Annotated in this window: 19 protein-coding genes; 9 read left to right on the top strand and 10 right to left on the bottom strand. The window is 44.1% G+C overall.

The window, feature by feature from the left end; all coding sequences use genetic code 11:
* The first annotated feature begins 60 nt into the window (after positions 1-60).
* From G589_RS0106315 to G589_RS19080, 5 genes are all read left to right on the top strand, one after another.
* Positions 61-1,014 (top strand): ABC transporter permease, encoded by a 954-nt coding sequence (locus G589_RS0106315; protein WP_022768561.1) that lies wholly within the window; start codon positions 61-63, stop codon positions 1,012-1,014.
* A 21-nt stretch (positions 1,015-1,035) separates the two neighbouring features.
* The gene (locus G589_RS0106310) at positions 1,036-1,962 is read left to right on the top strand and encodes a carbohydrate ABC transporter permease (protein WP_026520529.1); all 927 of its coding nucleotides are present in this window, start codon (positions 1,036-1,038) and stop codon (positions 1,960-1,962) included.
* 79 nt (positions 1,963-2,041) lie between these two features.
* Complete coding sequence (locus G589_RS0106305) at positions 2,042-3,706, top strand: ABC transporter substrate-binding protein (protein WP_026521492.1); 1,665 nt, start codon at positions 2,042-2,044, stop codon at positions 3,704-3,706.
* A gap of 90 nt (positions 3,707-3,796) precedes the next feature.
* Entirely contained in the window at positions 3,797-5,665 is a 1,869-nt protein-coding gene (locus tag G589_RS0106300) for a glycoside hydrolase family 35 protein (protein ID WP_026521491.1), read from the top strand.
* Positions 5,666-5,669: 4 nt separating this feature from the next.
* Positions 5,670-7,793, top strand: a complete 2,124-nt coding sequence (locus G589_RS19080) for a glycoside hydrolase family 2 TIM barrel-domain containing protein (RefSeq protein ID WP_051192218.1) — start codon at positions 5,670-5,672, stop codon at positions 7,791-7,793.
* A 278-nt stretch (positions 7,794-8,071) separates the two neighbouring features.
* Here the strand turns inward: G589_RS19080 and G589_RS0106290 are convergent, their stop codons facing one another.
* The 4 genes from G589_RS0106290 to G589_RS0106275 all read right to left on the bottom strand — a co-directional run bounded on the left by G589_RS0106290 (position 8,072) and on the right by G589_RS0106275 (position 12,842).
* Entirely contained in the window at positions 8,072-8,941 is an 870-nt protein-coding gene (locus G589_RS0106290; RefSeq protein WP_026521490.1) for a carbohydrate ABC transporter permease, read from the bottom strand.
* The gene (locus tag G589_RS0106285) at positions 8,941-10,038 is read right to left on the bottom strand and encodes a carbohydrate ABC transporter permease (protein WP_026521489.1); all 1,098 of its coding nucleotides are present in this window, start codon (positions 10,036-10,038) and stop codon (positions 8,941-8,943) included. Before G589_RS0106285 ends, G589_RS0106290 begins: the two co-directional genes overlap by 1 nt.
* A gap of 128 nt (positions 10,039-10,166) precedes the next feature.
* The gene (locus tag G589_RS0106280) at positions 10,167-11,522 is read right to left on the bottom strand and encodes an ABC transporter substrate-binding protein (protein ID WP_022768554.1); all 1,356 of its coding nucleotides are present in this window, start codon (positions 11,520-11,522) and stop codon (positions 10,167-10,169) included.
* 306 nt (positions 11,523-11,828) lie between these two features.
* Complete coding sequence (locus tag G589_RS0106275; RefSeq protein WP_026521488.1) at positions 11,829-12,842, bottom strand: LacI family DNA-binding transcriptional regulator; 1,014 nt, start codon at positions 12,840-12,842, stop codon at positions 11,829-11,831.
* A gap of 150 nt (positions 12,843-12,992) precedes the next feature.
* Here G589_RS0106275 and G589_RS0106270 point away from each other — a divergent pair, with 150 nt between their 5' ends.
* Together G589_RS0106270 and G589_RS19075 are read left to right on the top strand one after the other, a co-directional pair.
* Positions 12,993-13,967 (top strand): adenylylsulfate kinase, encoded by a 975-nt coding sequence (locus G589_RS0106270; protein WP_196811850.1) that lies wholly within the window; start codon positions 12,993-12,995, stop codon positions 13,965-13,967.
* 73 nt (positions 13,968-14,040) lie between these two features.
* A complete protein-coding gene (locus G589_RS19075; RefSeq protein WP_035775532.1) occupies positions 14,041-15,699 on the top strand; it encodes a glycosidase in 1,659 nt (552 codons plus the stop codon).
* A 96-nt stretch (positions 15,700-15,795) separates the two neighbouring features.
* On the opposite strand, the gene G589_RS0106260 is transcribed toward G589_RS19075, so the two are convergent.
* From G589_RS0106260 to G589_RS0106245, 4 genes are all read right to left on the bottom strand, one after another.
* Entirely contained in the window at positions 15,796-16,962 is a 1,167-nt protein-coding gene (locus G589_RS0106260; RefSeq protein WP_026521486.1) for a hypothetical protein, read from the bottom strand.
* A 10-nt stretch (positions 16,963-16,972) separates the two neighbouring features.
* The gene (locus G589_RS0106255) at positions 16,973-17,755 is read right to left on the bottom strand and encodes a formate/nitrite transporter family protein (RefSeq protein ID WP_026521485.1); all 783 of its coding nucleotides are present in this window, start codon (positions 17,753-17,755) and stop codon (positions 16,973-16,975) included.
* 191 nt (positions 17,756-17,946) lie between these two features.
* Positions 17,947-19,290 carry an MATE family efflux transporter gene (locus tag G589_RS0106250; RefSeq protein ID WP_026521484.1) on the bottom strand — a complete coding sequence of 448 codons (1,344 nt, stop codon included), beginning with the start codon at positions 19,288-19,290 and terminating at the stop codon, positions 17,947-17,949.
* Positions 19,291-19,310: 20 nt separating this feature from the next.
* Entirely contained in the window at positions 19,311-19,766 is a 456-nt protein-coding gene (locus G589_RS0106245; RefSeq protein ID WP_026521483.1) for a MerR family transcriptional regulator, read from the bottom strand.
* Between the two features lie 120 nt (positions 19,767-19,886).
* On the opposite strand from G589_RS0106245, the gene G589_RS0106240 reads away from it, so the two are divergent.
* Positions 19,887-20,879, top strand: a complete 993-nt coding sequence (locus G589_RS0106240) for an aldo/keto reductase (RefSeq protein ID WP_026521482.1) — start codon at positions 19,887-19,889, stop codon at positions 20,877-20,879.
* 45 nt (positions 20,880-20,924) lie between these two features.
* Here the strand turns inward: G589_RS0106240 and G589_RS21000 are convergent, their stop codons facing one another.
* Both G589_RS21000 and G589_RS21850 read right to left on the bottom strand, forming a co-directional pair.
* On the bottom strand, positions 20,925-22,040 hold the full coding sequence (locus tag G589_RS21000; protein ID WP_026521481.1) for a helix-turn-helix domain-containing protein: 1,116 nt from the start codon (positions 22,038-22,040) through the stop codon (positions 20,925-20,927).
* Positions 22,041-22,051: 11 nt separating this feature from the next.
* Entirely contained in the window at positions 22,052-22,195 is a 144-nt protein-coding gene (locus G589_RS21850; protein WP_155832506.1) for a hypothetical protein, read from the bottom strand.
* A gap of 237 nt (positions 22,196-22,432) precedes the next feature.
* On the opposite strand from G589_RS21850, the gene G589_RS0106225 reads away from it, so the two are divergent.
* A complete protein-coding gene (locus G589_RS0106225) occupies positions 22,433-23,137 on the top strand; it encodes an ABC transporter ATP-binding protein (RefSeq protein ID WP_026521480.1) in 705 nt (234 codons plus the stop codon).
* Positions 23,138-23,156 lie beyond the last annotated feature (19 nt).

Genomic DNA, 23,156 nt, shown 5'->3' with positions numbered 1-23,156 from the left:
ATGCACAATATATACAGCAATTTGTGCCGGCGGCCGGAAACATGGCAGTGGGAGGAAGATATGAGTAACAAGAGTAAGAAGGCTTCTACGGGAGTTAAAAAGCGTGGAGTTTTAGAGACACTCTGGAGATACAGAGTCCTTGAACTTATGTGTCTGCCTGCAATTGTCTTTTTCTTTATGTTCAGCTATATGCCAATGCCCGGTATCTGGGTTGCTTTTGTTAAGTACAACTACCGCAAGGGCATATTCGGAAGTAAGTTCGTCGGACTTCAGAATTTCGAATTCCTGGCAGAGTCGGGAAAGCTCTTTTCCCTGACCAGAAATACCGTCCTTTATAATCTGGCGTTTATCATTCTTGGTAACCTTGTAGCGGTTATCATAGCAATACTGCTTAACGAGATCAGAGCCAAGATGTTCAAGAAGGTGTCACAGACACTGATGTTCCTGCCTTATTTCATTTCACAGGTTCTTGTAGGCCTTTTGGTTTACTCACTTCTGAACTATGATACGGGCTTTGTTAATGAGATACTTGTAGCTCTGGGCAAGGCTAAATGGCAGCCGTATTCAGATCCGTCGGTATGGCCGTGGCTGATAGTGCTGATCCATTTGTGGCAGCAGACCGGCTACAACTCAGTTGTTTACTTTGCTGCTATCTGCGGTATTGATGCCGAGATAATCGAAGCTGCCAAGGTTGACGGAGCCAATGCTTTTCAGCGTATCAGATACATCATTCTGCCATCGCTTCGTCCTACAATTGTAATCCTTATCCTGTTTGCTCTTGGCGGAATCGTAAGAGGTAACTTCGGATTGTTCTGGAACATCATCGGATCCAACTCAGTTCTCTATGAGACAACGGATATTATTGAGACCTTCGTTTACAGAGCTACCATGTCAGACTTCAATTTCTCAACCGCATCAGCAGTTGGCTTCTATCAGTCACTGGTTGGTTTTGCAATCGTAATGCTTGCTAACTTTGCAGTCAAGAAGATAGATCCTGACTACTCGCTATTCTGATGATAAGGAGCAATCAAAATAATGGCTAAGAATAAAGAAATTGAGTTTGAGGCTTCAAACTCCAAGATAAAACTGGGAACTTCGGATTACATAGTAAGAGGCATTGGATACGTTCTTGTAACACTCTATGCCGTAGCCTGTGTTTTTCCTTTCCTTATAATAATCGGAACTTCATTTACAAGTGAGTCGTATATAAGAACCCATGGTGTTCAGCTCTTTCCAAGGGAATTTACACTCAAGGCTTACGAGATGGTAATCGGAAGCGGAAATATCTGGAAGTCCTATCTTCTTACAATAGCACTGACTCTGATCGGTACTGTATGCGGACTTCTGATCATAGCCATGACAGGTTATGCGCTTCAGAGAAAAGACTTCCCGTTCAGAAATGCAATTTCTTTCTATATTTACTTTACGAGCCTGTTTAGTGCGGGACTTGCTCCCTACTATTTGCTCATGACACAGACCTACAAGCTTCTTGACAGCTATCTGGCGGTTTTGCTGCCGCTTATGATGTCGCCCTGGCTGATAATTCTTATGAAGAATTTCATCAAGCAGATTCCTCATGAGATTACCGAGTCCGGCAAGATTGACGGCGCGGGAGATATGACAATCTTTGTCTATCTGATCCTCCCTATGATCAAACCCGCGCTTGCAACAATAGGTCTTTTCCTGGCTCTTGGTTATTGGAATGAGTGGTATCAGTCTTCACTGTTCCTTACAGCCAAGGTTACGGTTAAGCCTCTTCAGTACACTCTTTATGAAATTGTAAATAAGCTTGATGCTCTGCGTAACTCAGTTGCCGGACAGTACGTAACTCTTACGGATATTCCTGAGCAGAGTGTTAAGATGGCTAACGCGGTTCTTGCAACCGGCCCGATCGTACTTCTTTATCCTTTCGTTCAGAAGTACTTCATCGGTGGTATTACTGTTGGAGCGGTTAAAGGTTAAGAGCACTTCCTTGGCTGAGAACACTTCCTTGTTCGGCCAAGGTTGATAAATAAAAGAAAAGTTTTAAAGGAGGAAAGAAATGAAGAAGAAGTTATTGGCAACATTACTTAGCGTAAGCATGGTAATGGGAATCGCTGCCTGCGGTTCATCAACGGCTGACAACACAACAACAGGTGCTGACACAACAGGAGCTCAAACTCAGTCAGCAGACACAGCAAAGACAGATACATCTGCAGGGGCAGATGCAGCTGCAATCGATACATCAGAGCATGTGGTTATCTCTTATATGACCACAGGAGATCCGCCGGAGTCAGGAAGCGAGAAGGAAGCTAACCTTAACGCTATGCTTGATGAGCTCAATGCTATCCTTACTGAGAAAGTTAATGCAGAGCTTGAGATCTACTATATTCCTTGGACAGATTATCTTTCAAACTACAACCTTACACTTGCTCGTATGGACGGCAGTGTAGACCTTGTCGGAACAGCTTCTGACTGGCTTGATGCATGGCCAAATGCTAAGAATGGTGCTTTCCTTGAGCTTTCAGAGGAGATGCTTCAGACCTATGCACCTCAGACATGGGCAAGCGTTCCTGCAGATCACTGGGAACTTTGCAAATATGACGGTGATATTTATCTGATGCCTGAGGACAACTATGCACAGTGGACTAACCACGGCTGGATCTATCGTCTTGACTGGGCTAAAGAGGCAGGACTTGCAAATGGTGTTCATAGCTGGGAAGATATGACAACATATGTAAAGTGGTGCAAAGAGAACAAGACAGATCTTAAATATGTATGGGATTCAGACGGAACACAGTACGCACAGATGGCTAACGGTTGGATCGCTTCACATACAGACTTCGTGCCTATCGATGGTATCTGCTCAGGTGCTCTTTGGGGCGGTTCCAAGGACGACCTTTACACAATCACAACTCCTGCTCTTACAGAGACAGAGTCACTTGTTGAGTATGCTAAGCTCATGAAGGAATGGGCTGAGGCAGGTGTATGGCCTACAGACGTACTTAACAACACATCAGGAAGTAACCGTGATGAGTTCCGTGTAGGCGATGTTGCTGTTGAGCAGCACCACACACAGACATGGACAGATCTTTGCTCAGCAACACCTGCAAACACAATTTTCCAGGATGATCCTGATGCAGAAGTTGGAATGTTCTACTTTGGCGAAGAGACAGGAAACGTAATTGCACTTTCAATCACACACGGTGCAATGGCTGTTTCTGCAGGAAGTGATAACCCTGAGCGCGCACTTATGGTTTATGACCTTATCAGAAACGATCCTGAGTGCTACAAGCTCTTTAACTATGGTATCCAGGGAGTTTCATGGGATCTTGATGCCAACGGACTTCGTATTACACCTGAAGGATACAATTCAGAGACTCAGAATATCAACGGTATGACCAACTACTGGTGGGGCAGAAACGATGATATCGAGATCAAAGATGCTACCAGAAACTGGGATGCAATCGACAAGCTCTATGCTGAATATGACAAGATCAAGATTGACTATCCTTATGGACAGTTCGTTCCTGATGTAGACAGTATTCAGGGCAAGATCGACAACTGCAACGAGCAGTATACAAACTACATGAAGCAGATTTCTTATGGTCTTTACAACGGAAGCGCTGAGGATATCGTAGCTGAGATGCAGGCAGCACTTAAGACTGCAGGTATTGAGGATGTAACAGCAGAACTTCAGACTCAGTTTGATGCTCTTTACAAGTAATTAACTGCCGAAAAAAACTATAGCAAAAATAAAAAAGGAATACTGTTTCATTATTGGAGCAGTATTCCTTTTGATTAGAGTAGAGAAATTATGGGAAAATTTGAAATCAGGGATACTTTCTATCTTAATGATAAACCTTTTAAAGTAATAGCAGGCTCTTTTCACTATTTCAGAACTGTGCCTGAATACTGGGAAGACAGATTATTGAAACTTAAGGCTCTTGGCTGCAACACAGTTGAAACCTACATTCCATGGAACCTGACAGAGCCAAAGAAGGGCGAGTTTAATTTTGAAGGACTCTGTGACGTTGAAAGCTTTATCAAGCTGGCAACTGAATTGGGACTTTACATTATACTCAGGCCATCACCATACATCTGCGCAGAGTGGGAATTTGGCGGACTACCGGCATGGCTTTTAAAGGACAGAAACATGCGCCTTAGAGTCAGCTATAAACCCTTTATGGATGCAGTGGAAGACTACTACAAAGTTCTGATGCCCAGGATAACCAAGTACCAGATTGATAATGGCGGCAATGTTATACTCATGCAGGTTGAGAATGAGTATGGGTACTATGCCAACGACCATGAGTACATGAAATTCATGGTGGACCTTATGAGAAAGCTTGGCGTTACTGTACCGCTTATCACCTCCGACGGACCATACCATGAGAGCTATCGCGGCGGCTATGCTGAGGGTGCACATCCTACCGGCAATTTTGGATCAAGAACAAAAGAGAGATTTGACGTATTGAAGGAATACACAGCTGATGGTCCTTTGATGTGCGCAGAATTCTGGGTTGGCTGGTTTGACCACTGGGGCAACGGCGGACATATGAAAGGTAACCTCGTTCAGAGCTGCGAGGACCTTGAGAAGATGCTTGAGCTTGGGAATGTTAGCATCTATATGTTCCAGGGTGGCACCAATTTCGGATTCACAAACGGATCGAATTATTACGACGAGCTTACCCCGGATGTTACGAGCTATGACTATGACGGAATCCTTACAGAGGATGGCAGGATTACCGAGAAATATACAAAGTACAAAGAGATCATTTCAAAATATGCAGAGATTCCGCAGGTTCAGCTTCCTGCAGAGGTAAAGAGAAAGAACTACGGCAAGCTGACATGCAAGGAAAAGGTAAGTCTGTTTAGCGTAGTGGATGATATCAGCAAAGCAGTGCACCTCCCATATACGGTAAATATGGAGGAGCTTGATCAGAACTACGGATATATCCTGTACAGGACGACTCTCCATTCCGAGGCGGGAATTGCCAAGCTAAGGCTCTGGGAGACAGCTGACAGAGCAAATGTATTTGTTGAGGAAAATCCTCTCATTACTCTTTACGACCATGAACTTGATGTCGAGCATGACATCCCTCTTGAGAAATATCTTGCTTGCAGCAGACCTGCTCAGTTCCTTGCCGGCAAGTTTATGATGGAGAGAGGACTGACTCCCGAACAGGCTCCTGCTGCAATTGGCGAGGCCGGACTTTCCACAGGATCTCTTGCGGGTCTTAACGAGAAATTTGATGTGCTCGTTGAAAACATGGGCAGAGTCAATTTCGGACCTCGCATGGAACTTCAGAGAAAAGGTATTGGAAGATGTGTTCAGATCAACGGCCATATTCACAGTGGCTGGGACATTCACACACTGCCCCTTGATAATGTAGATAAGATCGACTTTAGTAAGGAATACAAAGAGGGAACTCCTGCGTTCTACCGCTTTACATTTGATGTGGATGAAAAGGGCGACACATTCATTGACTTTGATGGATGGGGAAAGGGCGTCATTTTCATAAATGGATTTAACCTCGGAAGGTTCTGGGAAATCGGACCGCAAAAGAGACTGTATCTTCCCGCACCACTTCTTAAAGATGGAGAAAACGAGATCATTGTCTTTGAAACAGACGGTAAACACACGGACAGCATAGAGCTGAAGGACGAGCCAGACTTAGGCTGAAACTATGGATACTGAGAGAATAATTCTTACGGATAATTGGAAATTTCATTATGGTGAATGCGAAGAGGCCTGGTACAAGGGCTATGATGACAGCGCCTGGGAAGAAGTTACAATTCCTCATGATTTTTCTGTGGAAGCTCCTTTTTCAAAAGAGCTTTCCAGCGGAACAGGGTATCTTCGCGGCGGAATCGCATGGTATAGGACCGACATAAGTATTCCGGAAGAATACCGTGGCAAGAGGATCACCCTGATCTTTGATGGAATCTACAAGAACAGCTATGTATGGGTTAACAGCTATTTCCTTGGTAAAAGACCCAGTGGCTATGCCCAGATCAGTTATGACATCTCTGATCAGGCGAGCTTTGGAGATGAAAAGCTTCAGATCAGCGTTAAGGTGGTTCACACCGATATAGCAGATTCCAGGTGGTTTACAGGCAGTGGAATAACACGTAAAGTCAGCATTTTGGTTTCCGAGAAAACAGCTCCCGCTGTGGATGGAATATTCTTTAAGTGCGATAGCGTTGAAACTGATGGAGATGGGACACTGGCCAAAGTGTCTGTCAGAAACGAGCTTCTGACTGCCGGGGCGGATAGCATAGTAATATCCAATGCGCTGCTTGATGAAGACGGGATGACTGTTCTTACTATGGAAAGTGAGCCTGTAGTGCCGGAAGGTGATACGTTAGTAATAGACCTTTCGGGAAACATAAAAGCTCCCAAGCTATGGAGCCCGGATTCTCCATATCTGTACACCCTGGAAACCAGGATAACTGCAGGAGATACGAGCTATGTGGCGGACAGGAAAAAGGTTGGCATAAGGACATTTTCTTTTGACCCGGATGAAGGCTTTTTCTTAAACGGAGAGAGCATGAAGTTCAAAGGTGTGTGCGTTCATCACGACGGCGGATGCCTTGGTGCAGCCATGAAAAAGGAAGTGTGGAGAAGACGTCTTGAGCTTCTAAAGAAATCCGGTTGCAACGCAATAAGGTGCAGCCACAATCCTCACATGCCAGAGCTCTATGACCTGTGTGATGAACTTGGCTTTATGATGATGGATGAGGCCTTTGACGAATGGGAGAATCCGAAGAACAAGTGGTCAACAGGTCACAACGTTTATCCTCCAAAGCACCAGGGATATTACGAGGACTTTCCTGCGTGGCATGAGACTGACCTTCGGACGATGGTCAGGAGAGACAGAAACCATCCATCAGTTATTCTTTACAGCATAGGCAATGAGATAGATTATCCCAATGATCCTTATTGTCATCCCATGTTTTCTGAGATGACAGGCAACAATGACAAGAACAAACCTGCAGCTGAGAGGCAGTACGATGCTAACAAGCCAAACATGGAGAGACTTGCTGTTTTGGCAAAAGAGCTTGTGGCTATAGTCAGGGATGAGGATGATTCAAGGCCTGTGACTGTGGCAGCAGCATTTCCCGAGCTGTCAACCAGGATCGGCTTTATAGATGAAATGGATGTAGTGGGTTATAACTACAAGGAACATCTATATGCCGAGGATCACAAGCGCTTCCCCAATAAGACATTTCTTGGAAGTGAAAATGGCCACAGCACTGAAGCCTGGAAGATTGTAGAAGATAACAGCTTCGTGTGCGGACAGTTTATCTGGACCGGAATCGATTATCTGGGAGAAGCACACGGATGGCCCATCAGAGGTTCGTCAGCAGGGTTTATTACCACAGCAGGCTTTGCCAAGGAAGAGTTTAATGTAAGAAGCAAGCTCTGGGGAGGCGAAGGGCTTTTCGAAAAAGAAACTGATGAAGTAACTGTAGAACTTTGGAAGCCTGAACTGATGCATTGCGCCGATGTAGGAACAGAGTTTGTAGAAGATCAGAATGAAACCGGCTATTTATATCAGATTCTTGTGAAGCTTCCAAAGGGTCTTTTGGAAAAAGATATTATGGCAGAGGTCACCGGAGCAGGAGAACTTGCAGGAATTGACAACGGCAATCTATCTGATCTTACTCCTTATACTTCAGATTACAGGGAAACATTTGAGGGAAAACTTGTACTATATATAAGAAGATTATCAATTGGAGACATAAGTGTCTCTGTATTTGAAAGAACACATGATAAAACAAAACATATAAGAGACATGTGCATTTAATGATGCCAGGGCCAAAAGTCTCTGTCAGGCTCAGGGGCCGTACATGTTGTACAAGCCGATGAGTGGGCGTGAGTGCTCGTCGGCACTAATGCCCTGTCCTTTAGGGCATTAGTACCGCTACGAAGCACACTCGAGCGAGAGCGTACCCGAATCGACTGTACAACATGTACGGCCCCTGAGCCTGGCAGAGACTTTTGGCCCGACATCAAAAATCCCGACATTCATCTGAATGTCGGGATTTTCTTTATGTATATATGAAGTTATTGGTAATAAGGAAGTTAGCCCTTTACAGCACCCTCTATCATACCTTCCATGATCTGTTTCTGTGCGATAAGGAAGATGATGATCATAGGAATGATAGCAAGCAGTGCAGCGGGAAGAATTCTATCCCAACGCTTTACATAAGATCCAACGAACTTCTGGATGGCGATCGGGATTGTCATTACCTTACCGTTCTGTCCAAGCATCATTGAAGGAAGAAGGTAGTCGTTCCAGATCCACATACCATTAAGGATTGTAACTGTTGTGATAACAGGTGTGAGCAGAGGGAAGATGATCTGGAAGAATGTCTGCTCAGGTGTACATCCGTCGATGGAAGCTGCTTCCTCAAGGTCGAAGGGAACGCCCTTGATAAAGCCGTTTAAGATAAACACTGTCATCGCTCCGCCGAATCCCAGATAAGCAAATACAATACCGGGAACTGACTGAAGCATTGGAATTCCGATAAACTTTCCTACATCACGGAAGGTAGAAATAAGAGGAAGCATTACTACCTGGAAAGGAATGATCATTGATGCGATGAAGGTAAAGTAAATGATTGTTGACCAAACTGTCTTGTTTCTGCAGATAACCCAGGCTGCCATTGCTCCGAATAATGAGAGCAGAACCAGGGATACAACCGTGATCAGTGCTGAATATCCAAAGGATTTCCAGAACAGGAAGTTAGGGTCATTGATAACTTCGTGAATGTTGAATCTGAACTGTCCAAGGCTTGATCCTGCAAGGCTGACAGGATTAGCAGTGATATCGGAAGTCTCTTTTCCTGAGTTAATAACAAGCAGGAGGAATGGGAACAATACATAAGCTGCGATAATTATAGCAATTACTAATCTTATAGCTACGGTAACGGGCTTTTCTTTTGTATGCATTATAATTCCACCTCCTTCTTATTAGATATACGTACCTGCATGATAGATACAGCTGCCAGGATGATGAAGAAAAGAACCGCTTTGGCCTGGCCCAGAGCATAGTCGTTATTGATTACTGCAGTGGAGTAGATGTTCAGTGCAAGCATCTCTGTACCGTTTGCGATATACTCTCCAAGGAACTGAACTGATCCTTTACCGTTTGTGAGAGCAAGGTTTACATCGAACTGTTTGAAGGCTGATGTAAGAGTAAGGAATGTACATATTGTAATAGTAGGAGCAATCATAGGAATCTTTATATTGAAAAGAGTCTGCAGAGGACTTGCTCCGTCGATGGCTGATGCCTCAAGTACATCTCCGGGGATTGTGTTAAGTCCTGTGATGTAGATGAGCATGATGTAACCTGCATACTGCCATATGTATACGATGATGATAGCGATGAAAGCTGTCTTTGTGTCCGAAAGCATTGAGTAAGTACCGGTAAACTTAGTGACAACGTTACTGAAAATGAACTGCCAAATGTAACCAAGTACGATTCCTCCGATAAGGTTGGGGAGGAAGTAAGCTGCTCTGAAGAACCCAAGGCCTTTGATCCTTGATGTGCAAAGAAGAGCAAGTAAAAATGCAACCAGGTTAACCAGGATCATGTTGAATACAACGAACAGGAATGTAAGAAGTATTGACCAAAGGAAAGCGGTCTGTTTGAACATTCTTGCATAGTTGCCAAAACCTACGAACTGGTGCATCAGGATTCCGTTCCAGTCGGTGAAGGAATATCCGATACCGAGGAAGAGTGGAATGATTACTGTTACGCCAAAGGCGAAGAGCAGTGGGAACAGGAAAATGATGTTTACGATTGCGCGATGATGTTTGAATGTAGGGAACAGATATAGGCCTACGAAGAACAGGACTATACCAATTACGAACATAGCACCTCTTCCGAATATAATAGGTGTTGGTGTTCCGTTAATGGGCAACGTACCTAAGATAAGGTCGCCTGCTCCGGTCATGGAAAGTCCAAGTCCGGCAATCGTAAGCACAAGTCCCAGGATAAGGCTACCAAAAGAAGCAACCTTTCTGCCGGTAGAAAATGTACCCATTAGAAAATCCCCCTTTCTTTAATAGAAGAAAAAAATATTGTGATGTTTATTTTAAAAACGGGCAGGGTAGAAATGATCCCTGCCCGTAAATAAAACCTTAATTAGAAATACCTTTTAGCTTCCCCTAATTACTGAGCGTAGTAGCTTGAGATTACCTGAGCCATTGTTGAAACAAATCCGTCAGCATCAAGCTTGCCCTTTGCATAATCTGCAAATACGTTACATGTCTGGTTCTGAAGACCGTCCTTCTTGAGCATTGTGTGCCATCCTGAGTAGTTACCAGCTGTGATGTAGCTGTTCATGCTCTTGTAGAATGGGTTAACTGCCTCATACTGGCAATCATCGAAAGGAGATACAAGACCAGCATCGTTTACAAGGATGTTCTGAGCTGAATCGCCTGCGCACCAGTTGAAGAATGCCTTAGCACCGTCTACGTTACCGTTTGAATATGCTACCCAGTATGAAGGTGGTCCTGCGATGATTGTGTTGATTCCATCCTCAAATGCATAAGGAGCAAATCCACACTCGAAGCTTACATCGTCAGGAGATGTTACACACCAGTTACCCTGTGTAATGAATGCATACTTGCCTTCCTTAAATCCTGCAACCTGTGTGTCATATGTTCCGTCGATAAGAAGAGCAGGATCTGAGTACTGGTTCATCATTCCGATGAACTCTGCGAAGTCCTTCATTCTTGCTTCGTCAATCTTTCCACCGTCGTTAAGAAGATCGATGTATGTTGTGTCGTCGGCCTTAAGACCTGCATCAAGATACTGACCAAATACGTGTGTACCTGAAGACCATCCAAGGTTTGTAGGCTCTGCACACCATCCGAATACAGCTGTGAGACCAAGCTCGTCCTTCTTGGCATCAAGTGTCTCGCAAGCTGTCTTCCAAGCATCAGGGCTTGTAAGAGAAGCAGGATCAACACCAGCAGCCTTAAGAACATCAGCGTTGTAACCAAGAGCTGTTGCCTCAACTGTGTAAGGGAATCCGATTGTTCCCATTGTGTCGTTTGTAAGTTCAAAACCTGTCTTGTTTGTCCAGTCTTCACCAGCGAGATCAGCAAGCATGCCGTCCCAGTTAGCTGCCTGGTTAGCTTCGATTACGAAGATGTCAGGCATGTTGTCAGCCTGATACATTTTCTTGAGCTCGTCAGATGCGTTTGTGTCGCCACCGATTGTCTCAACGATAAGAGTGTTACCTGTCTCCTCGTTGTACTTAGCTGCAAGAGCCTGCATCTGATCGTTGATCTCAGGCTTACCGTTAAGAAGACGAACCTCTCCGAGATCACCTGTAGCTTCTGTGGCAGCGGGAGCCTCAGTAGCTGCTGTATCTGCAGGAGCTGCTTCCTGTGTTGTAGCCTCTGCGTTGTCAGCAGGGGCAGCTGTTGTGTCGGTACCGGTAGTACCTGTAGTTCCACAAGCTGCAAGTGAAAGAACCATTGCGCTTGCAAGAACTGCTGAGATGAGTTTCTTTTTCATTTTGTTTCCTCCTTTTGTGCATTCTGCCATAACATGCAAAAGTTTTGGCGGTTACTTTTGCGCATAAGTTGTACGCTAAATTCAAAATATCACACTTCTGCACAAAATTCAATAGAACTGATCTAAAAAGTCTCAGCTCTTTGCATACTTATGCGCAAAAGTTGGCGTGCCTAGCGGGCTTAAACGATTACGTCAAAAACTAAAAAAATAATAAAACGTTTATAAAATTTATGAAAAAACATAAAAAAGACCAGCTTATGCGTTTAAGCTTAAGTTGGTCAAGTTTAACAATGGGTTATGAATCTTTTAGTTAATCTTTCTGACAGTATCACGAATAACCAGGTGAGTCGGAAGCTTTATCTGGTTTGGTGTCTTTTGTCCTGCGAGCTGTTTAAGAAGAGTGTCTGCAGCAGTAATACCTTTTACTTTTACATCCTGATGGACTGTGGTGAGCGCCGGCCTGTGGAGCTGGCCCAGCATGTTGTCATCAAATCCAACAATGGATATTTCTTCGGGAACATTAACGCCTCTGTCTGTCAGCGCGCTTATAAGAGTTACTGCATAAAGGTCTGATACGCAGAAGATTGCGGTAAACTCTTTTGATCTGTCACAGATCTCCGCGAGGGATTCGTCAATCTCATCACTCTTTGGATGGATCTGTAAAAAGTTTGAACTCTTGTACTTGATACCTGCATCCTTAAGGGCTTTCTTGTAACCGTTAAGTCTTGCCAGATCGACGCCGCTCTGGTTATCGGAGAGGAATGCGATCTTTTTGTGCCCCTGGGATATAAGATACTTGATCATGTCGTAGGTGCCCTGTTCATCGTCAAGGCCGACATTTGTGAAATGCTTAAGACCTTCAAGCGAGTAGGTGTCTATGCAGACGATGGGCTTTTTGTATTTCTCGCTGACTCTTATACCGTCATCGTTGAGCATACCAAAGAGGATCAGTCCGTCCACGTTCCAGGTGGACACATGTCTCATAATCTCATCTGTATCACTTGAGATATAGAGCATCATGAAGTAACCGGCGTTTCTGATGGTCTCCTCAACACCTCCGATAAGTACCGAGACGAAGGGATCCATGATCAGGTTCTCGTATTTATCAGCACGGGCCTTGAGGGCCAGTCCGATGATCTTAGACTCATTCTGTGCAAGGTTCCTGGCATTTATGTTTGGAACGTAGTCGACTTTTTTTAAAAATTCCTCGACCTTTCTTTTGGTATCGTCAGAGACTTCTCCGGCTTTTCCGTGAATAACATTTGAGACCGTCGTAGTGCTCATATTTAGTTGTTTGGCGATTTCTTTGATCGTGATCATTTTTTCAATTGGCTCTTTACAAACAAAAAAAGTTAGTGTATTTTGTCTTCAACACGAGGAGAAATTTTTCACCCCGTCTTTTTTTTCAACATAACATGCAATAATACAAGTTGTCAAAAACTAAATTTCAAAGAGGAGAAATCGAAAAACATGAACACTAAATATAACAAAGTGACTGTTTTTAAAGACACTGATGAAAAGCTTTCAAAAGCTGCAACAACTGTTTCTAATATAAGTATTCCCGATGACATTCCCCACGGTGATATGCCCGGTGATAAGATCGAGATCGGAGAGAGTCACATTGCCAAGGCCAGAACAATCTTTCCTTTATTGGTAAAAGAGCTTTCGGAGAAGATGGCAACTAATCCTTATAAAAGAGCTGTTGTTGCTGTATGCGGAGGATCCGGAGTCGGAAAATCCGAAATTGCATCACTTCTGTCATATTTGCTTGAAAGCGCAGGAATAGGAAGCTACACAATGTCCGGTGATAACTATCCACACAGAATTCCAATGTACAACGATGCTGAAAGGCTTCATACATTTAGAAAAGAAGGCATCAGAGGAATGGTTGACGCAGGTGTCATGAATCCTGATACAGTAGCTAAGATCAGAGAGTGGCAGGCAGCTGATGATGACGCAAACAAGGCACATTTAGAGACTGACACATGGTTCAAGAGCTATCTCGAGGCTGGTTCTAAGGGACTTGATGAATACCTCGGTACACCCAATGAAACAGACTTTGCAGAAGTAGACCAGATAATGAAGGCATTTAAGGACGGAGCAGACAAACTCTGGCTTAAGAGAATGGGACGTGATGAAGCATCCCTCTGGTACGACGAAGTGGATATGTCAGAGAAGCAGGTTTTAATAGTAGAGTGGACTCACGGCAATAGTGACTACATGAGTCAAGTTGATATTCCGATTCTTTTAAACAGCACTCCTGCTGAGACTTTGGAGCACAGAAGATCAAGAAACCGCGACGGTAAGCTGGACAGCCCATTCACAATGCTGGTTCTCGAGCTTGAACAGGCCAAACTTGTTAAGCAGGCTCACAAGGCAAAGATCATCATTTCAAAAGCCGGAGATATAATCAGTTTTGATCAGTTCCAGGAACTTATGAAATAACATTTTGACAGGTTTGGTAATGGGTAAAATCACACATATCAACAACCTCTTTTAAATAATGGAGTGAATAATTATGAAAAAAAATTTCGTAGACAATGGTCCGATGCTAAATGCTTACCCCGATAGTATGGGTGGAACAATGGCAGATATCGTTTCTGTCCTTTCAAAAGAAGAGTTTAAAGATGTATTTCAGTCTTTTTACATTCTCCCAAGTATTTTTAACACAGATCTGGACAGAGGATTTTCTGTAATTGATTACAGCATCAATGAAGAGATGGCAAGTGCTTCTGATATTGATAAGCTCGGCGAGCTCGGAATTGACCTTAAGCTGGATTTTATCTTAAATCATGCTTCAGTTCTTTCTCCTCAGTTCCAGGATCTTTTAAAGAATGGTGAGAATTCTAAGTACAAGGACTTCTTCATCAACTGGAATAAGTTCTGGGAAGGCTACGGAGAGATGACTCCTGAGGGTTACATCCAGCCTGAAGAGAAATATATCAAGGATATGTTCTTCAGAAAGCCCGGACTTCCGATCCTTATGGTGAGAATGCCCGATGGAAAAGACGTTCCTTACTGGAACACCTTCTATCAGGAAGTTCAGTATAAGCGCCCTGATGCTCAGGACCTCATGGAGAAGATGGATATTCAGTACCTGGCAGCAGACAGACTCTCAAAGAGAATCTGCTCCGGCCTTGATGAAGGCAAGAAGCCTTCAGAGATTGATTTTACAGGCTATGAGAAATATAAGGATGCAGTAGTAGAACTCCTTGAGTCCGGAAGACGTTATCTTGGTCAGATGGATCTCAACATCAAATCAGACCTTGTTTGGGAGCACTACAGAAATACATTAAAGAGCCTTTCAGGCTACGGCGCAAGGATTGTAAGACTTGATGCCTTCGCCTATGCACCCAAGGAGCCCGGCAAGAAGAATTTCTTAAACGAGCCTGATACCTGGGATGTTCTTGAGAGGGTAAAAGAGCTTGCTGACGAGTTTGGAGTTTCTCTCCTACCCGAGATCCATGCAAGCTACAGCGAGAAGATTTATGAGACTGTTGCAAACAAGGGCTACATGACCTACGACTTCTTCCTTCCCGGACTTCTCATCTATGCAATTGAGAACAGGGACGGTTCTGTCCTTGAAAAGTGGGCAAACGAGATCCAGGAAAAGAAAATCCGCGTAGTCAACATGCTTGGCTGCCACGACGGTATTCCGCTTCTTGACCTTAAGGGAATCCTTGCAGAGGAAGATATTCAGAAGATGATAGACACAATCGTCGGCAGAGGAGGCTTTGTAAAAGACCTTCACGGTGCCAAGAACATGTACTATCAGGTAAATGCTACATATTACAGTGCTCTTGGAGATGATGACAAGAAGATGCTCTTTGCAAGAGCAATCCAGATGTTCATGCCAGGTAAACCTCAGATTTGGTACCTCGACCTCTTTGCAGGTAAGAATGACCACGAGGCAGTTAAGAGAGCTGGAGCAGGTGGACATAAAGAGATCAACAGAACAAACCTTACTATGGATCAGATATCTGATGCCATGAGCAAGGATGTTGTTAAGAAGCAGCTTGAACTGCTCAGATTCAGAAACACAAATCCTGCATTTGGATTTGATGCTAAGCTGGATATAAAGACTGACGGAAGCGTTATGACCTTCACCTGGACAAACGGTGAAAATAAGGCCAGCCTTAAGGCAGATTTCTCAGACTATAGCTTTACGATTGAGTAAAGAATAAGAAGGGAGTCAGTGGGGACGGTTCTCTTTGACTCGTTTTGCGAAGCAAAATGAGTCAAAGAGAACCGTCCCCACTGACTCCCTTCTTATTCAGAACTTACCCTGGCTCATCACCATAGGTTCAGCTTCAGCCTCTTCTTTTGCCAGAGAAATTTCATAACCGATTCTTTTTGACAGATATATAAGGCCTGCGCCCCAGAGGACATCTCCTGTGGCGTGGGCTGTTTCTACGCTGCTCTCTATTCTTGCAACGAGTTCATCATGAGGGTATTTTTCAAGGACCGCAACTGCTTCTTCAAAGTAAGGCTTTTGGATATCTTTCAGGCAGTCAAAGAGGAACTGTGCTCCCACTTTGTTTGCCGGGTATCCGAGATTTTTAAGGAGCTTAACACCGTTGCAGATGCACATATCATCTTTGAAAGCTTCCATCCTGAACCATTCCGAGAAGTCTTTTATCATATTCTGATTGATCGCATAAGCAATCTCATGTATCTCCTCGTCCATCAGAACTCTGCTGTGGAGAGCTTCATCCGCAATACGCTTGTTGCGCAATGCTTTGGCGTGGTCCTTTGAATTTTGTGCATTCATGTTTCTTACTTCAATTTCCGAGAGCTCTTTTTCCCATCTGTATCTGAACTCATCCCAGTCAGCTGTTGCGAGGTTCTGGTAATTTCCCTGATAGATTCTTTTAAAAGCACGTGCACAGTCACCGGTGGAGATCATTGTGTGGTGTGCGTTATCCAGGCGAAGTGTCCTATCAGCATTCAGGTATTCCATGAGACCACCGATGAGTATGGAGTCGAACCTCCAGTCGCCGGCTCTGACCTGCGTTCCGTCAATCATGGTAATATCGCCGGTTGCTCCGTTGTAGTCATAAACCAGGTAAGTGGGGTAATACTGGCCCTTTATGCAAAACCATCTGCCGCTTTCGCTTACCTCTAATCCGCGAACTTTCCTGCCTTTTTTATTTACATAAGGCTTAAACTTGTCCTCTGACAGGAGTCTGATACAAAGATCGAGGCCGAATTTGTTGCCCCAGTAGGGAACGGTCTCGATATTTTTAAAGTAATTTGCTACACGATTTTTGTACTTCTTAAAAAATGAAAAGCCGCCTATTGCCAAAAATGGCAGAGAGTCCTTCCCGGCAGTGCCAAAGATAGCTAAAAGAGTCATGACTGCAACAAAGACAAATGAGCCAAAAAGAAATTTCGTTAAGAGGCTTCCGTTCCTGATAAGTCCTTTTATATAATTCCACATTTCTAAACAATCAATCCTTTAAATAAATCAAATAATACATTGCTCCCACGCAGAGAGCGCCACCTATTATATTCCCAAGTGTAACGGGAATCAAGTTGGTGACAAAGTAGCCAAAGAGCGTTAGACCATCTGCTGCAATCCCGTAAACGGATGTTGCGATCATACCTGCGGGAATGAAATACATATTTGCAACGCAGTGCTCAAAGCCTCCGATAATGAATAGCATAACAGGGAGCCAGAGTGCAAGAACTTTTCCTGCCAGCTCGTCCGCTGCAAAGGAGCACCATACAGCCATGCAGACCAATATGTTACAGAGAATTCCCTTAAGCACTCCGTCGGCAAAAGAGATACCGGACTTAGCAACAGCTGTGCTGACAACAGCTTTGGCAAGAGCACCGTCTGCAAAGGAATAGGTGTGTGAGAAATTTGCAAGGAGGGCAATGAGAAGTCCGCCCACCATATTTCCGAAATAAACGATAAGCCAGTTCCTCAGCATTCCCGAGAGCTTAGCTTTTTTACTAAGTACAGGAATGATGATAAGGCAGTTACCTGTAAAGAGCTCAGCGCCACCCACAAGTACCATGAAAAGACCTATCGGGAAAACCACGCTGCTGACAAGCCTGCCGGTTGACGGATCCGGAGCACATACCGATGCAATCTGGCTTCCGAGACCTCCCAGAGCAATGAAAGCTCCCGCCAGTATTCCCAAAAGGAACGTCTTTTGGAAGTTCATGTTGGTTTTAGCGGTTCCGACAGTTTCATAAGTGGTTGCGATAGCAGCAGGTGATTTCATGATGAGCTCCTTTCAGACGTGTGGTGGTGAGTCAGTGGGGAGTCAGTGGGGACGGTTCTCTTTGACTCATTTTGCTTTGCAAAGCGAGTCAAAGAGAACCGTCCCCACTGACTCCCCACTGACTCACCAAACTGAACCACTGACTTCTACATCATATAGTAGCTCAAAATAATACGAAATACAAGATATAGTTATGCGGCCTTTTCGCGCAGCTGTTTCATTACAAAGGCATAAAGAATAATGGAGAACACTCCTGCTGTGACCCAGGCAGCAGCATCACCTGCAACAGCCATATTAAAGCTGTGGAGTCTCATTGACAGAAATGCAGTTCCAAATCTTGCAAGCAGTTCCACAATGCCCAGCATAAGAGCAGTCTTACCATATCCGCAGGCCTGCATTGCATTCCTGTAGATAAAGATCATAGCCAGCGGAATGTAGAAAGGAACGCTGACATATACATAAGCTCTTGCATAGGGCAGGTAAGATGCTACATTAACACCGGGATCAAAGAAGAATCCGATGATCACCGGAAGAAGAACAACGCTCAGGACACCGTTGATGATAGAGTACACAGCAGCAATCTTCATGGCATCCTTGGTGCCCTGATTTACTCTGTCAAGATCGCCGTAGCCGAAGTTCTGTCCTGCATAGGCAGCAATTGTCTGGCCGATAGACGGCATTCCTGCAGTCATAAGGTTTACAACCTTGCCTGCTGCAGTAAATCCTGTAACGGCAGTTGATCCATAGATGTTGATGGAAGACTGCATAACCATTGTTCCTGAAGCGGTAATACCAAACTGAAGCGCCATGGGAATACCGATGTTGAGCTGCTTGAGTGAATACTCTTTGTGCAGATGCCAGTCCCTGGCCTTGGGGCGAAGTACGGAAACCTTTCTTACAATATAGAACATGCAAAGGACAGCAGAAGCTGCCTGAGAAAGATCTGTCGCCAGCGCAGCGCCAAAGGTCCCAAGATGAAATACTACGATAAATACCAGATCAAGAACAATGTTCAAAAGAGCTGAGAAAATCAGAAAGTACAACGGAGTTCTGCTGTTTCCGATGGCTCTTAAGGACGCTGCAAGAAGGTTATATCCAATAAGCGCAATACTTCCTGCGCAGATTGTGGAGATATAAGCATAAGCATCATTGTAAATATCAGAAGGTGTATTCATCAGCCTAAGGAGCGGATGCATAACAGAGAGCGCAATTACAGTAACCACTGCGGTACTGATGATTCCTAATAGGATCGCATTAACAAAGGCAACTCTTGCACCTTCATAATCCTCCGCGCCGTACTTCTGGCTGATCAGCACCGTGTAACCTGTTGTCATTCCGTTTGCAAGTCCCATGATCATGAACATGATCGTTCCCGTGGATCCAACGGCCGCAAGAGCTGTGGGAGATACGTATCTTCCTACAATAACGGTGTCGACCATGTTGTAGAACTGCTGAAATATAAACCCTAAGAATATAGGGAGAACGAACTTTAGTAAAAGAGTAAGAGGCCTACCCTTTGTCATAGATGATTCCATAATTATCCTCCGAAAAGCAGTTAGTTTATCCTGTCTAAAATAGTATCAAGAGCTTTTTTGTGATAGTCTTTTTTATCAAACTTTGCCCACTTCGGCAGCTCTTTTCCCTGCTTGAGAGCCTTCTCGATATGGCCGTAGTAGTCAAGCTTTTTGAGAATATGTTCATAGGACTCGTAAGCCTCTGCGAATTCTTCCAGCATGATCTCGCTTCGTCTTTTTAAAAGACTCATCATATCATCGATACTTTTTGCTTCATCTTTTTCATATTCAAAAAAGTCTTTTATCTCATTGATGGACATCCCAGCCTTCTTAAAGCAGTTTATTGCCTCAAGTTTTCCGATATGGTCCTCTGAATAAATTCTGTGTCCGCTCTCAGCTCTTTCTACATTTCTAAGAAGCCCAAGGTCTTCATAATACCTCAGGGTGGATGCTGCAACGCCGAATTTCTCTGATATCTGCGCTATTGTATATGTCATTTTTGCCTCCTGAAAAAGTTTTCCGAAAAATGTTGTTGACTTCAAGTGTACTTTAAGTATTAAGCTTTGTAAAGAATCAAAAAAAGAAATAAAATTGTATATAGATAAGGGAGGTTTACCATGTATACAGCAAACGAAAACAGATATGAAAAGATGCAGTACAATCGCTGCGGAAACAGCGGCCTTAAGCTCCCAGCAGTGTCTCTTGGACTTTGGCACAACTTCGGTGATACAGGAAATTTCGAGAATATGAAGCAGATGTGCTTTACTGCTTTTGACAACGGTATCACACATTTTGACCTCGCCAACAACTACGGTCCTGCAGAGGGCAGTGCTGAGAGAAACTTTGGCAAGATTTTAAAAGAGGATATGGCTTCTTACAGAGATGAGATGATCATTTCAACCAAGGCAGGCTACTACATGTGGCCGGGACCTTACGGCGATTGGGGAAGCAGAAAGTATCTCATCGCCAGCCTTGATCAGTCCCTTCAGAGAATGGGCCTTGAATATGTAGATATCTTCTATCATCACAGACCAGACCCCGAGACACCTCTTGAGGAGACCATGGAGGCTCTTGCACAGATCGTCAGAAGCGGAAAGGCGCTCTACGCCGGCATCTCCAACTACGACGGCCCTACACTTGAGAAGGCAACAGCAATTCTGACTGACCTTCATGTTCCGTTTGTGATCAATCAGAACCGCTACAACATCTTCGACAGAACCATCGAGAAGAACGGTCTCAAAGAGAAGGCAAAAGAGCTGAACAAGGGAATCATCTGCTTCTCACCTCTTGCGCAGGGTCTTTTATCCGACAGATATCTTCAGGGAATTCCTAAGGACAGCAGAGTTCGCACAGACGGCAGATTCCTTCAGGAGAACAGGATCAATGAGGACGTCCTTGCCAAGGTAAGAGCCCTCAACGATATCGCTGCAAAGCGCGGACAGACTCTTGCTGAGATGGCACTTGCATGGATTCTGAAGGACGGCTATGTTACATCAGTTCTTGTCGGAGCATCCAAGCCTTCACAGATCCTTGACAACATCAAGGCAATTGAGAACATCACATTCTCAGAGGAAGAGTTAAAAGAGATCGATGCAATCTCCCAGGGCTAACTCAAAATGAAGTAAAGCAAAAATCAAGAGGTCTCCTGAATAAAATCAGGTGGCCTCTTTTAACTTGTTCCATTCATCTATAACTTTACCCATGTATTTGTATATCTTGGCGGTTACTACGCTCTGGTCATCTTCAAACATGGATTCAATACCTGACACGGCTCCGGCGCCGGTGGAGTCGAAGGAGTAAGCTTTATCTTCAGAAAAATAAAATCTCACACTGCCGGAGAGTTCGTTACTTGTTGCTGATTTGTCATAAAGATTTGCCAAATCCCACATCTCTTTTACACAGGCTTTCATAGCTGTGTCGTCGCCAAGAGCGGAGAGCCACCAGGACTTAAGGAGCAGCATGATGGTCTGCAGTTTGTGAAAATATGTGACCTGCCCGGGTTTACTGTAGAGCTTGGTGAGAGCTATGTTCATATCAGCCAGTTCTATGGCTTTTTCAAGATCTTTTTTACGGCCGCTTGCTGCAAGTGTCATGGCCATGTTGGTGATCACCCCGTATTGATCGGCACATATCCTGATTATGGCCATAGTCCCGTACTTTAGCGACTCCTCAAATTTGCCGGAGTTCATAAGGACGGAGGCGATGGAACTGTCGTTACAGCCGTCGTAATTGATCTGCTTTAGCTCATCAAGAGCTTTCTCAGGATCCTTTTTGGTATAGAGCTTTGCAATCCTTCGACGTATGGAGTACTCGCTAATATGCGGATCTGTATTCTGCGAAAGGTGTTCCATGCTGCGTTGGTAAAGGCTTATGGCTGTATCGCGATCTTTATCGTCGTCGCCTTCTGTATATTTAAGGAAAAAGAGCTCTGCGCAGCAGTACAGTATCTTGAAGGTGTGCGGATAGCGTACCAGCGCATTGTTTGCTTCGCTCACTGCCTCGTCAAATCTGTAGGCATGATAAAGGTCTTCTATGGAATCAACCATGTCATCGATATTCTTGGAGGACAGATCAAAGCCCAGTAGTTCATCGACTGAGACATTGAAGAAGTTTGCAAGCTCCATAAGAGTCATGATATCCGGAACGTTGTTGCCGTTCTCCCACTTGGAAACTGCGCCTATGGTCACTCCAAAGGCTTCAGAGAGTCCTTCCTGGGTCAGACCCATTTCTTTTCTGTGCTTTTTGATGTTTTCTGATAGCTTTAATTGCATCGCAACCTCTTTTACATTATTGTTCTTGATCTCATTGAGTAGTTGAAACCGCCGTTCATGAGATTTCTGTAGCTTTCCTGGTCGTAGCTCTTAATAGCTGAAAATCCGTTTGTGAAATTGCTGATCATAGTCTTGAAATTTACCATCTTTGTCATAACTTTCTCCTTCTTTCTCTGTGCTCTCGTGAGCAGTTCTTTGTTATGACTTAATGATACAGGGCTATATAAGGAATATTAACACACTATTTGTACAATTAGTATATAAAAAACTTTCCAATACGGAAAGCGAATTTCATAAAAATTTCATAAGTTTGTAAACGTTTACGCTTTCATTTATCATAGTAATGAAGTACAATAATGAGTTGTACACAATCTATATTATTGAGGAGAATTATGAAGAAACTTGTAGAGATAAAGGATGTATGCAAGATATACAATCCCGGTGAGAACGAAGTCAGGGCGCTGAACCACGTGTCTCTGACCATAGGCGAGGGCGAGTTCGTTGCCATAATCGGACAGTCCGGTTCCGGTAAGTCTACTCTTATGAATATGCTCGGATGCCTTGATACTCCCACCAGTGGGAAGTATTTCCTGCATGGTCAGGATGTATCGCACATGACAGATGACGAGCAGTCCGATGTAAGGAACAGAGAGATTGGATTTATATTCCAGGGCTTTAACCTGATTCCTTCACTTACTGCTCTTGAAAATGTTGAGCTTCCTCTTATATATAGAGGAGTAAGTAAGAAGGAGAGAGTAAGACTTGCAAGCGCAGCGCTGAACAGCGTAGGTCTTGCAAAGCGTATGACTCACAAGCCAAACGAGATGTCCGGTGGACAGCAGCAGAGAGTTGCCATAGCAAGAGCCATAGCCCAGGCACCGCCGATTCTTCTTGCGGATGAGCCCACAGGTAACCTTGATACCGGCTCGACAAAAGAGATCATCACGATAATAAAAAGGCTCTACCATGAGGGAAGAACCGTTATCATAATCACTCATGACCCCGGCATAGCTAAGCAGGCCAAGAGGATCATAACCATATCCGACGGAATGATCCAGAGTGATATTGCAAATCCTGATTACAAAGATGAAATCTGAATATAGAAAAAGTTTTGTT

It is taken from the genome of Butyrivibrio sp. VCB2001 (assembly GCF_000423965.1).
In the GTDB taxonomy this organism is placed as follows: domain Bacteria; phylum Bacillota; class Clostridia; order Lachnospirales; family Lachnospiraceae; genus Butyrivibrio.
The sequence above is the reverse complement of the archived record's forward strand: the minus strand, read 5'-3'. Positions and strand labels throughout refer to the sequence as shown.